Below are 10,951 nucleotides of genomic sequence, written 5' to 3'. Positions count from 1 at the left end.
GCGATCGCCGAAGCTGCGCTGGGGACGATCGCCGAAGTCGCGCTGGGGACGGTCGCCGTAGCGGCGCTCGCCAGGACGCTTGTTGCCGCCGAAGCGCGGGCCATTGCCCGGGCGCGGGCTGCGCTGGGGCTCCAGGCCGGCGATGGTTTCGGGCGTGATGGTCTGGCCGATGTAGTGTTCGATGCGGCGGACCTTGTGGCGCTCGGAGTGCACGGCCAGCGTGTAGGCCAGGCCATCGCGGCCGGCGCGGCCGGTGCGGCCGATGCGGTGGACGTAGTCCTCGGCCTGCAGGGGCAGATCGAAGTTCACGGCGTGGCTGATGCCTTGCACGTCGATGCCGCGGGCGGCCACGTCGGTCGCCACCAGCACGCGCACCTGGCCCCGCTGCAGCTGGGTCAGCGTGCGGGTGCGCTGGCGCTGGTTCATGTCGCCGTGCAGGGCCGCGGCGGCGAAGCCTTGTTCGGCCAGCCGGTCGGCCAGGTCATCGGCGCCGCGCTTGGTGGCGGTGAAGACGATGGCCTGGTCCAGGCGCGTGTCGCGCAGCAGATGGTCCAGCAGGCGCATCTTGTGCGAGGCGTCGTCGGCGTACAGCAGGCTTTGCGTGATGTTGGCGTGCTTGTCGCGGTGGCCGGCGATCTCGATGCGTTCGGGTTCGCGCATCATCTTTTCGGCCAGGCGGGCGACACTGCCGTCCAGGGTGGCCGAGAACAACAGCGTCTGACGGCTTTCGGGCAGACGCTCGATGATGGTCTCGATATCTTCGATGAAGCCCATGTCCAGCATGCGGTCGGCTTCGTCGAGCACCAGGGTGTGCACAGTGCTCAGCTTGACACGGCCGGCCTTCAGGTGGTCGATGAGGCGGCCGGGCGTGGCCACCAGCACGTCGACGCGGCGCGACAGGGCCTTGAGCTGGGCGCCGTAAGGCACGCCGCCCACCACGGTGGTGGCGCGCAGGCCCGGCAGGTTGGCGCCGTAGGTCGCGGTGGCGTCGGCGACTTGCAGCGCCAGTTCGCGGGTCGGGGTGAGCACCAGGATCTGCACGCCCACGCCCTTGTTGGGCGACAGGCCGGCGACGCGGTTCAGGGCCGGCAGCATGAAGGCGGCGGTCTTGCCGCTGCCCGTCTGCGATGAGACCATGAGGTCGGCGCCGGCCAGGGCGCGCGGAATCGCGGCGGCTTGCACCGGGGTGGGCTCGGTGAAACCAGCGGTTTGCAGGGCGGAGAGAATGCTGGGCGACAGGCCCAGGTCTTCGAAAGACATAACGTTTCCTTGCCGCGCAGGGCGGCGCAGAGGCATGGGCAGCGGGCAAAGGAAATCAGCCCCGGAACCAGGCAGCGGTTGATGGAAGCATCGTGCCGACCGAATCAACCGTGCGCGGATTGCAGGCATCGGACAGCGGCCTGCGGGGCGAAAGGAAAGAGGTCAGGAATCGATGAAGTTCGGCATGGGGCCCGTCACGGGCATCGACTGCAGGGCGCCTAAAGGCGAAAGAAAAATGCCGAATCTATTGGTGCAGTGCGGCGATCATAACCGAAATTCGGCTTGATGGGGGTTTTTTTTGAAAGTTCTCGTCCAGTCAATCAGGGTTTGACCTTGTTTTGCCAGCCAATCATTGGTCAGCCGGAAGTGTCCGCAGCCAATAAACGGGGCCGGAGGCCGGGTCGCCGACAGCGGCGAAGGGTGGTTGGCGGTCAGCACGAGATGCGGATGGCCGGGCGGCAGCAGGGCGGTCTTGGCCTGCGCATGCGCGCCCCAGAGCAGGAAGGCCTTGGGCGCCGGATCCTGGGCCACGCGGGCGAAGATGGCGTCGGTGACGGTCTCCCAGCCTTTTTTGGCGTGCGACCCGGGCTGGCCGTCCTCGACCGTCAGCGAGGTGTTCAACAGCAGCACGCCCTGTTCGACCCACGGGCTCAGGTCATGGCCCGGTGTGCCGGACAGCGCATAGTCGCGCCCGATTTCCTTGAAGATATTGCGCAGACTGGGCGGGCACTTGCAGTCGTCGGGCACCGAAAAAGCCAGGCCCTGGGCCTGGCCCGGGCCGTGGTAGGGGTCCTGGCCGAGGATGACCACGCGCACCTCGGAGGGCGCAAGCGCCGACAGGGCGCGCAGCGGCGTGGCCGGGTAGATGGTTGCGCCTTCGGCCAGCCGCGCCTCGACGTGGCGGATGACGCCGTCCAGGGCGAGGGCCACGCGCGGCGCGGCGAGAACCTGGGCCCACTCGGCGGGCAATCCGGCCACCTGGGCGGCCAGGGCGTGGGGAAGCAAGCGATTATCGATAGCCATGGCGGCGATTGTGGCACAAGCCTCAGCGGGCCAGCGGCCAGGTCCGCAGATAGTGGCTCAGGATGCCGCTGGAATAGACGCTGGCCACCTCGCGCAGGAATTGCAGGAAGTCGATGTCGGCGTGCGGGTCGGCATGGTCGGAGATGGTGCGCAGGACCGCCCAGGGCACGCCGAACTCATGGCAGACCTGGGCCACGGCGGCGCCTTCCATCTCCACGCATAGGGCATCGGGCAGGCTGGCGCGCAGGCCCCGTCCGGTATCGGCGTCGCCGACGAAGCGGTCGCCGGTGGCGATCAGGCCTCGGTGCACGCGGCTGGCGCGCCCCCGCAGGAAGCGTTCGGCGCAGTGGGCCAGCTGGCGGCTGAGCTCGGCATCGGCCTGCAGGCGCGCCAGCCCCAGCAGCGGCAGTTCGTAGCGCGGAAAGAGCGGGCGGGCGTCCATGTCATGCTGCAGGGCCTCGGTGCCGATCACCACGTCCCCCACTTGGACCTCGGCATGAAGCCCGCCGGCCACGCCGGTGAATATGACGCGGTCGATCTCGAAGCGCTGCAGCAGCGTGGCCGTGGTGGCCGCTGCCGCGGCCTTGCCCACGCGCGTGAGCGCAATCACGCATTCATGGCCGTGCAGCAGGCCATGGTGATAGTCGCGCATGCCGATGCGATGCACCTGGGCGCCAGGCGCCATGGCCTCGATGAGGTCGCGGATTTCGTCGGCCAGCGCGGCCAGGATACCTATGGCGATGATGTTCTCCTTCAGTCTCGGTGCAGCAGTTCATCCATGCGCTGCTGGACCCACAGGGCGACCGGGCCCGGCACGCTGCCCTGCCGCCAGAGCGCGCGCAAGCCCAGGGGCGGCAGGCTGAGGTCGCGGCAGGGCGCCTGCACCAAATGGCTGCGGTAGCCGTGGTATTCGGCGATATTCAGCGGCAGGATGGCCCAGCCCAGGTTGTCGGCCACCATGGCGGCGATGTTGTAGAAACTGTCGGCGCGCCAAGTGGTCGGGCTCAGGATCATATCCACCCGGTCGTCCATTTGCATCACCAGCTGCCGATGGCGGGCCAGATCCTGGGTGCCGATCCCGTTTTGCCCGGCCAGGGGATGTTCGCGGCCCACGTAAATGCCCTGCAGCACGCTGCCGAGGTGGCGATGGACCAGCGTGGCGGGCAGTTCGCCGCGATCGAAATGGAGGCCCAGCGAGGCGCGCCCGCGCTCGACATAGTCGGCCACTTCGCTGGCCGTGCCCGACAACAGGGTGAGTTCCAGCGCCGGAAAGCGCCGCGACAGCTCATCGAGCAGCGCATCCATCACCAGGTCGGGCAGGGCCTCGTCCACGGCCAGGCCCAGCCGGGCCTGCTGGCCCGCCGAAAAGGACAGGGCGCGCTGCTGCAGGCCCGCGGCCTGGCGCAGCAACTGGCGGGCCTCCACCAACAGGACTTCGCCGGCTTCGGTCAGCACGGGATGGCGCTTGCCGCGGTCAAAGAGGGAGATGCCCAGGTCCGCTTCCAGCAGGGCGATGGCCGTGCTGACGGCCGATTGCGCCCGCCCCAGGCGCCGCGCGGCGGCCGAGAACGAGCCGGTCTCGGCCGCCGCGACGAAGTGCCGCATCTGTTCCAGTGTCCAATCCATGTCGGCCGATATATCAATTTAATTGATGGTATTTAACTTGTAACTCCCAAGTGGGTAGATACACAATATCGGCGGGAGTGAATCATGATGTCTCGCAACACCGCCGACCGCAGCCGCTGGCTGGTATTGGCCGTGGTGTCCACGGCCCTGCTCTTGATTGTGGTGGACATGACCGTGCTCTACACGGCATTGCCCCGCTTGACCCACGACCTGGCCGTTTCGGCATCGGCCAAGCTCTGGATCCTGAACGTCTACGGCCTGGTGGTGGCCGGCCTGCTGCCCGGCATGGGCACGCTGGGCGACCGCCTGGGCCACAAGCGCATGTTCATGGCCGGCCTGGCGGTCTTTGGCGTGGCTTCTCTGGCGGCCGCCTATGCGCCCGGCGCGGCCGCGCTCATCGCCGCGCGCGTCCTGCTGGCGCTGGGCGCGGCCATGATGATGCCGGCCACCCTGTCCATCATCCGCCTGACGTTCATCGATGCGCGCGAGCGCGCCATGGCGATCGGCGTGTGGGCGTCCGTGGCCTCGGGCGGCGCGGCGGTCGGACCGGTGCTGGGCGGCTTTCTGCTGGAGCACTTCTGGTGGGGCTCGGTCTTCCTGGTCAATGTGCCCATCGTGCTGCTGGCCCTGCCGCTGGCCTGGCGTTTCATCCCGCGCGGGGCTGGCCTGGGCGGCACGCCCTGGGACCTGAAGGGCTCGCTGCAGGTCATGGCCGGCCTGGTGCTGTCGGCGTATGCCCTCAAGGAACTGGGCAAGCCCGAGCCTTCGCTGGCCGCGGCGGCCGCCGCCGCGCTGGCCGGCCTGGGCATGTTGTGGGTGTTTGGGCGCCGCCAGCGCCGCATGGCCCATCCTTTGATCGATTTCAGCCTGTTCCGCAACCGCACTTTCTGCTCGGCGGTGGCGGCGGCCGTCTTCGCCGCCGCCGCCTTGCTGGGCATGGAGCTGGTGTTTACCCAGCGCTTGCAGCTGGTGCTGGACTTCTCGCCGCTGCAGGCAGCGGTCTACCTCCTGCCTTTGCCGGTGGCGGCCTTTGTGTCCGGGCCGCTGGCCGGCTGGATGCTGCCGCGCGCCGGCGAGCGCCGCATGCTGGCCGGCGCCTTGCTGCTCTCAGGTCTGGGCGCGGGCGCCTATCTGCTGGTCTACGAGGGATCCCTGGCCGCGCAGGTGAGCGCCCTGGCGCTGATGGGGCTGGGCATCGGCGCGACCATGACCGCCGCCTCCGGCACCATCATGCAAAGCGCGCCGGCCGACCGCGCCGGCATGGCCGCCTCCATCGAGGAAGTGTCGTATGAACTGGGCGGCGCGCTCGGCGTGACGCTGATGGGGTCTTTGCTGTCCGGTGTCTATGCGCGGACCCTGCCGGGCGCCATGCCCGCGGCCGCGCGCGGCAGCCTGGACGAGGCCTTGCTGGCGGCCGGCCGGCTGCCTGCCGAGGCCGGGCGGCAATGGGTGGCGGCGGCCAAGGAAGCGTTCGATATGGGTTTTGTGGCGGTGATGTTGGCCGTGACGGCCATCCTGGTCGGCTCGGCCTTGCTGGTGGTCTTCAACCGCCGCTAGCCGCGTAGCGGCTGGGCGTCACGCCGAACTGCTCGCGGAAGATGCCGATGAAGGCGCTGGTGCTTTCATAGCCGACGGCCAGCGCCACCTGGGTGACCGGCTCGCCCTGGGCCAGCAGTTCCAGCGCCCGCAGCATGCGGGCCTGGGCGCGCCATTGGCCCAGGGTGACGCCGGTCTCGGCGCGAAAACGCCGCATCAGCGTGCGCTCCGACATATTGAAGGCCCGCGCCCAGGCGTCGATGCCGCGCGCATCGTCGGGCGCGGCCAGCAAGGCATGCGCCAGGTCGCGCAGACGCTCGTCATGCGGCAAGGGCAGAGACAGGCGCTCGGTTTCGCTCAGGCGCAGTTCCTCGGTCATGACCTCGAACAGGCCGCGGGCGTGGCCGTCGGCCAGCGTGGCGCATTGGGCCAGCCGCAGAAACAGCGCTTCGATGAGCGCGGTGGCCTGCCAGCTGCAGGTGCGCGGCGGCAGCCTGGCGCAGGCATGCGCGCGCACGAACATGGCGGTGCCGCGCGCGCGGCCAAACCAGCGTGCCTGCAGTTGCACGCCCGGCGGGATCCAGCCCAGCCGGCCGGGGGCCAGCGAGGTGAAAGCGCCGCCGCTATGCAGCAGCATCAGGCCTTCTTGCACCAGCAGGAACATGCCGTCGAGATGAGAGTGCGGCAGCACCTCCATGCCCCGCGGTTGGCGCTCGCTCAGGACGTGGTGAGGCTCAAGCAGCCATTGCGGATCGGGCGGCAAAGACAGGTTGGCGGTTTTGCGCAAGTTGTTGACGGCTTTTCGTTAGTGCTCCGGGATGAAAATGTACATCATTCTCATTAAGTTGGCATTATCAGGAGAGCCCCGATGGACCAGTCCCCCTTGCACGGCGCCGGCATGAAGGCGACCTATCCGCGCTTGAAGATCCTGGACATATTCCAGCGCTATCCGGACCGCCACATGAGCGCGGCCGACGTCTATCGGCAGTTGCTGGGCGAGCGCGTGGATATCGGCCTGGCGACCGTCTATCGCGTGCTGGGCCAGCTGGCTCATGCCGGCCTGCTGGCCCGCAGCCAGTTCGATGCGCAGACCAGCGTGTTTGAGCTGGCCGCCAAGGGCCGCCACGACCATCTCGTGTGCACCGGCTGCGGCGCGGTGGCAGAGAGCAGCGATGCCGCCATTGCCGAACAGGCCCGGCGCATCGCGCGCCGGCATGGCTTCGCATTGGAGAGTTACAGCCTGTCGCTGTATGGGCGTTGCGCGCGGTGCCGCGACGCGATCAAAGGAGTCTTTGAATGAACCCCGTGCTTTTTCAATATCACGATCTGACGCAATTTCCCCTGGTGCTGACGCGGCATCATGGCGCCCCGCAAGGCTACGCCGAGGCCTGGGTGCGCGAGATGGAGCAACTGGTGGCCAGCCCCGAGCCCTTCGTGTTGGTGACCCTGGACCTGGATGCCCCCATCGCGCACGAGGACCGCAAGCGCATGGTGCAATGGCAGACCGAGAACATGCACCGCATCCGCCGGGCCAGCCGGGGTTATGTGGCGGTCAAGCCCGATATCTCGGGCTATGAGCGCGCGAGCAAGCAGGCCGAGAAAATGACGCGGGCCTTTGACTTCCCGTTCGTGGTGGTCCAGAGCATGGTCGAGGCCCGCTTGGCCGCGCGCCGGCTAATGGCCGGCCTGGGTGTCGACGGGGCGGCCGCCTGAGCGGAGCAGCAGATAGCCGGCGATGGCCGAGCACAGCGTGCCGGCCAGCACGCCGATCTTGGTGGCGTCGATGGCGTCCGGGCTGTCGAAGGCCAGCGCGCCGATGAACAGGCTCATGGTGAATCCGATGCCGCACAGCAGCGCCACGCCGTAGAGCTGGCGGTAGCTGGCCTGGCGCGGCAGGCTGGCGATGCCCAGCCGGATGGCCAGCCAGGAGAAACCGAAGACGCCCAGTTGCTTGCCCAGGAACAGCCCGAGCGCGATGCCCAGGGGCACGGGCGCGGTGAGCGCGTCCAGCCCGAGCCCGGCGAAGGACACGCCGGCGTTGGCAAAGCCGAAGATAGGCACGATGACCAGCGCCACCGGGCGATGCAGGGCGTGTTCGAGCCTGTGCAGCGGCGAGGGATCGCCATGGCGGCGCAGGGGGATGGTCAGCGCCAGCGCGACCCCCGCCAGGGTGGCGTGCACGCCGGACTTGAGCACGAAGAACCAGAGCAGCACCCCGATGGCCAGGTAGGGCAGCAGCGCCACCACGCCCAGGCGATTGATGACGACCAGGCACAGGAGCAGGGCCGCCGCCATGGACAGCGCGAAGCCATTGAGCTGGGCGGTGTAGAAGAGGGCGATGATGACGATGGCGCCGAGGTCATCGAGAATGGCCAGCGCGGTGAGGAAGATCTTGAGCGACGTGGGCACGCGGCTGCCCAGCAGCGCCAGGATGCCCAGCGCGAAAGCGATGTCGGTGGCCGCCGGAATGGCCCAGCCGCGCAGCCCTTGCGGGTTGCCGGCGTTGACGGCCAGATAGATCAGGGCCGGGGCCAGCATGCCGCCGGCCGCCGCCACCCCGGGCAGCACGATGCGCGACAGGCCGCGCAATTGGCCATCCAGCATTTCGCGCTTGATCTCTAGGCCCACCAGCAGGAAGAAGATGGCCATCAGGCCGTCGTTGATCCAGTGCTGCACGCTCTCGCGCAGCATGACCGGGCCGATGTGAAAGCCCAGCTTGGTGCCCAGCAGGCCGAAATAGTCCGGCGCCCAGGCCGAGTTGGCTGCCCAGAGCGCCAGCAGGGCGGCCAGCATCAGGATGTAGCCGCCCAGGGCCTCGGATGCAAAAAAAGCGTGCAGAAAGGACTTGGGGCGGGAATGGGACACGGCGTTCGCTTTGATAAAGGACAAGGGCGGCCTGTGGGGCCGCCCTTGGATCAGCGGGAAATTAGCTGAATTCTAGCTGAACGACTCGGACAAAATGAGATTTTCCGAGGAAATACGACGAGGTTACGGGCTTTTGTGCCGATATCAGTGCCAGAGCAGGGCGTTCATGACCTCGTCGAGCCGGTCCCGGTAGCGCTGCAGGCGCGCGCGCACCGCTTCGCGCCGGGCCAGGAAATCGGCTGGCTCGGCCCCGGCGGCAAAGCGCGGCGGCGCCCAGACGGCGTTGGGAAAGTGGCGGTCTTCGCGCCAGCGCGGGATCACATGCCAATGCAGGTGCGGGACCATATTGCCCAGCGAGGCAAGATTGACCTTGTCGGGCTGCAGGGTGTCGCGCTGCGCCTGCTCGATGGCGTAGACCGCGCGCATGAGCAGGTCCCGGCCATGCGTGGACAGGCTGGTCATCTCGGGCAGATGGGCGTTCCAGATGACCCGCGTGAAGCCGGGATAGTCGGGATCCTGCGCGTCGACGACGCGCAGATGCGGGCCTTGCCACAGCCGTTCGCCGCCCTCGGTCTGGCACAAGGGGCAGTGCGGATCGCGAGTGCTCAAGCCAGCACCTTGCGATACTGGATGAAACCGGAGCGGTCCGCGATGCGGTCGTACAGCTGCATGGCGGTGTGATTGGTTTCATGGGTGAGCCAGTAGACGCGCGCGGCGTTATTGGCTTCGGCGTCGCGGTAGACATGCTCGATCAGCGCGCGGCCGGCGCCCTTGCCGCGCACATCCTGGGCCACGAACAGATCCTGGAGATAGACATAGTCGCCCGCGGTCCAGGTGGAGCGGTGGTAGATCCAGTGCACCATGCCGATGGCCCGGCCGTTGTCATAGGCCAGCGCGGCGTGCATGGGCTGGGCGGGATCCAGGAAGCGCTCCCAGGTCACGCGGGTGACCGCATCGGCGATGTCGACGTTGTAGAAGGCCTGGTAGCCCTTCCACAAGGGCAGCCAGACGTCGAAGTCAGCCGGGGAGACGGGGCGGATATCAAGCGAGCTCATGATGTATCTCTTCCAGAAAGGTCCAGGGACGGGCCCTAGAGTTGTTGTTCAAGGGTTTCGACGATGTGGCGCAGCACCTGCAGGCGCGCGTAGCGTTTGTCATTGGCTGGTATCGGATACCAGGGGGCGTGGGGCAGATCGGTGCGGGCCAGCATTTCGTTGGCCGCCTGTGCGTATTCTTGCCACTTCTTGCGGTTGCGCCAATCGTCCGGGGTGATCTTGTAGCGCTTGAAGGGCGTTTTTTCGCGCTCCTTGAAGCGCTCGAGCTGCACGTCCTGCGTGATGGCCAGCCAGAACTTGATGACGATGGCGCCGTTGTCGGTGAGCTGGCGCTCGAAATCATTGATCTCGGCGTAGGCGCGGCGCCAAAGACCGGGCGCCGTGAGTTTCTCGACCCGTTCGACCAGCACGCGGCCATACCAGCTGCGGTCGAAGATGGCGATGCGGTTCTGGCGCGGCATATGGCGCCAGAAGCGCCAGAGATAGGGCCGGGCCAGCTCGTGGGGCAGCGGCGCGGCGATGGGCGTGATGTCGTATTGCCGGGCGTCCAGGGCCTGCACCACGCGCTGGATGGCGCCGCCCTTGCCGGCGGCATCCTGGCCCTCGAAAGCCAGCACGAGCGAGCGCTGGCGGAATTTTTCGCTGCGCACCGCGCGCGCGAGGCGGCCCTGCAGCAGGCCGAGTTCGCTTTCGTAGTCCTGTTTGTCTTCGCGCGCCTCGTAGTCCAGCCCGGCCAGCCGGTCGGCCACCGGCCCCGGGCGGGGGCGGTCCAGGCCGGCGTGCGCGACCAGCGGAATGGCCCGCCGCTTCATGGTGGCCAGCACGGTTTCGGCCGTGCGCACCACGCGCAGATTGTCATCGGCGCTGGGGATGACGACCCAGGGCGCGTGGTCGGCGTCGGTGTGCGCCAGGGCGATGTGCGCGGCGTCGCAGATGCGGCCGTATTTCTTGGCCACCTGGTAGTCGTCGGGCGACACCTGCCACGAGGTTTCCGGGCTGGCGTTCAGCCGCTTGATGCGATCGGCCTGCGCCTTGGCGGACAAGTGATACCAGAGCTTGACGATCTGGACGCCTTCGGTGGTCAGCATGCCTTCGAAGCGGCGTATCTGGGCCGCCAGCGCTTCCACCCGTTCGGGCCGGGCTTTCTTGCGATAGCACTCTCGCAGCAGCGGCACATACCAGGAGCCGAAGACGATGCCCGTCTCGCCCTTGGGCGGCATGGCGTTCCAGTAGCGCCAATACGGCGGAAACTCGGATTCGATCTCGTCGGGCTCGCCGAAGGCCAGCGTATGGATATGGCGCGGATCCATCCAGTCATTGAGCAGGTTGATGGTCTGCCCCTTGCCCGCGCCATCGATGCCGGCCACGACGATCAGCAGTGTCCGGTCGGCCCGGTTCAGGCGGTCGTATTGCGCCTTGAGCAGAGCCGTGCGCAGGCGGCGCTCGCATGCCTTGTAATCCTCTTTCGGGAGGATCGGGTCGGCTTGCGCTTCCATGAACATGTTTCCGGCTCCGGTCTGTCTATCGACCGGCCGATGTTGCGGGATATTGCTTGAGCGCGCAAGAGGCGCTAGAGGCGGTTCAGC

General features: G+C 67.7%; 12 protein-coding genes. 3 read left to right on the top strand and 9 right to left on the bottom strand.

The window, feature by feature from the left end; all coding sequences use genetic code 11:
* The 4 genes from AXA74_RS23190 to AXA74_RS23175 all read right to left on the bottom strand — a co-directional run.
* Nucleotides 1–1,296: DEAD/DEAH box helicase (locus tag AXA74_RS23190; RefSeq protein ID WP_155680921.1), on the bottom strand; the 1,296-nt coding region annotated here is incomplete at its 3' end.
* Between the two features lie 228 nt (nucleotides 1,297–1,524).
* Nucleotides 1,525–2,283, bottom strand: a complete 759-nt coding sequence (locus AXA74_RS23185) for a uracil-DNA glycosylase (protein ID WP_029579829.1) — start codon at nucleotides 2,281–2,283, stop codon at nucleotides 1,525–1,527.
* A gap of 22 nt (nucleotides 2,284–2,305) precedes the next feature.
* Nucleotides 2,306–3,028, bottom strand: a complete 723-nt coding sequence (locus AXA74_RS23180; RefSeq protein WP_185843245.1) for a 5'-methylthioadenosine/adenosylhomocysteine nucleosidase — start codon at nucleotides 3,026–3,028, stop codon at nucleotides 2,306–2,308.
* An 8-nt stretch (nucleotides 3,029–3,036) separates the two neighbouring features.
* A complete protein-coding gene (locus tag AXA74_RS23175; protein WP_029579827.1) occupies nucleotides 3,037–3,909 on the bottom strand; it encodes a LysR family transcriptional regulator in 873 nt (290 codons plus the stop codon).
* Between the two features lie 84 nt (nucleotides 3,910–3,993).
* Between AXA74_RS23175 and AXA74_RS23170 the strand changes: the two genes are divergently transcribed.
* Nucleotides 3,994–5,466, top strand: coding sequence for an MFS transporter (locus AXA74_RS23170; protein ID WP_032958534.1), 1,473 nt, complete (start codon nucleotides 3,994–3,996; stop codon nucleotides 5,464–5,466).
* Here AXA74_RS23170 and AXA74_RS23165 read toward each other — a convergent pair.
* Nucleotides 5,453–6,109: a helix-turn-helix transcriptional regulator gene (locus tag AXA74_RS23165; RefSeq protein WP_029579825.1), complete on the bottom strand. Its 657-nt coding sequence runs from the start codon at nucleotides 6,107–6,109 to the stop codon at nucleotides 5,453–5,455. The two genes, AXA74_RS23170 and AXA74_RS23165, sit on opposite strands and share 14 nt — an antisense overlap.
* Nucleotides 6,110–6,313: 204 nt before the next feature.
* Between AXA74_RS23165 and AXA74_RS23160 the strand changes: the two genes are divergently transcribed.
* Both AXA74_RS23160 and AXA74_RS23155 read left to right on the top strand, forming a co-directional pair.
* A complete protein-coding gene (locus AXA74_RS23160) occupies nucleotides 6,314–6,745 on the top strand; it encodes a transcriptional repressor (protein WP_029579824.1) in 432 nt (143 codons plus the stop codon).
* On the top strand, nucleotides 6,742–7,158 hold the full coding sequence (locus tag AXA74_RS23155) for a hypothetical protein (protein WP_029579823.1): 417 nt from the start codon (nucleotides 6,742–6,744) through the stop codon (nucleotides 7,156–7,158). Before AXA74_RS23160 ends, AXA74_RS23155 begins: the two co-directional genes overlap by 4 nt.
* On the opposite strand, the gene nhaA is transcribed toward AXA74_RS23155, so the two are convergent.
* The 4 genes from nhaA to pap form a co-directional block, all read right to left on the bottom strand.
* On the bottom strand, nucleotides 7,120–8,310 hold the full coding sequence (gene nhaA, locus AXA74_RS23150) for a Na+/H+ antiporter NhaA (RefSeq protein WP_032979239.1): 1,191 nt from the start codon (nucleotides 8,308–8,310) through the stop codon (nucleotides 7,120–7,122). The genes AXA74_RS23155 and nhaA overlap by 39 nt on opposite strands.
* A 144-nt stretch (nucleotides 8,311–8,454) precedes the next feature.
* Nucleotides 8,455–8,919, bottom strand: coding sequence for an HIT family protein (locus AXA74_RS23145; protein WP_029579821.1), 465 nt, complete (start codon nucleotides 8,917–8,919; stop codon nucleotides 8,455–8,457).
* Nucleotides 8,916–9,365 (bottom strand): GNAT family N-acetyltransferase, encoded by a 450-nt coding sequence (locus AXA74_RS23140; RefSeq protein WP_029579820.1) that lies wholly within the window; start codon nucleotides 9,363–9,365, stop codon nucleotides 8,916–8,918. Before AXA74_RS23140 ends, AXA74_RS23145 begins: the two co-directional genes overlap by 4 nt.
* A 35-nt stretch (nucleotides 9,366–9,400) precedes the next feature.
* Nucleotides 9,401–10,867 (bottom strand): polyphosphate:AMP phosphotransferase, encoded by a 1,467-nt coding sequence (pap, locus tag AXA74_RS23135; protein ID WP_029579819.1) that lies wholly within the window; start codon nucleotides 10,865–10,867, stop codon nucleotides 9,401–9,403.
* Between the last annotated feature and the right edge of the window lie 84 nt (nucleotides 10,868–10,951).

It is taken from the genome of Bordetella hinzii LMG 13501, assembly GCF_001548475.1.
In the GTDB taxonomy this organism is placed as follows: domain Bacteria; phylum Pseudomonadota; class Gammaproteobacteria; order Burkholderiales; family Burkholderiaceae_B; genus Bordetella; species Bordetella hinzii.
Note: the sequence above shows the minus strand (reverse complement) of the source record. Positions and strands in the feature narration are given on the sequence as shown.

Coding starts and splice junctions, on each gene's coding strand:
- AXA74_RS23185 (WP_029579829.1), bottom strand. CDS start 2,283: ATGGCTATCGATAATCGCTTGCTTCCCCACGCCCTGGCCGCCCAGGTG.
- AXA74_RS23175 (WP_029579827.1), bottom strand. CDS start 3,909: ATGGATTGGACACTGGAACAGATGCGGCACTTCGTCGCGGCGGCCGAG.
- AXA74_RS23170 (WP_032958534.1), top strand. CDS start 3,994: ATGATGTCTCGCAACACCGCCGACCGCAGCCGCTGGCTGGTATTGGCC.
- AXA74_RS23165 (WP_029579825.1), bottom strand. CDS start 6,109: ATGTTCCTGCTGGTGCAAGAAGGCCTGATGCTGCTGCATAGCGGCGGC.
- AXA74_RS23160 (WP_029579824.1), top strand. CDS start 6,314: ATGGACCAGTCCCCCTTGCACGGCGCCGGCATGAAGGCGACCTATCCG.
- AXA74_RS23155 (WP_029579823.1), top strand. CDS start 6,742: ATGAACCCCGTGCTTTTTCAATATCACGATCTGACGCAATTTCCCCTG.
- AXA74_RS23140 (WP_029579820.1), bottom strand. CDS start 9,365: ATGAGCTCGCTTGATATCCGCCCCGTCTCCCCGGCTGACTTCGACGTC.
- pap (WP_029579819.1), bottom strand. CDS start 10,867: ATGTTCATGGAAGCGCAAGCCGACCCGATCCTCCCGAAAGAGGATTAC.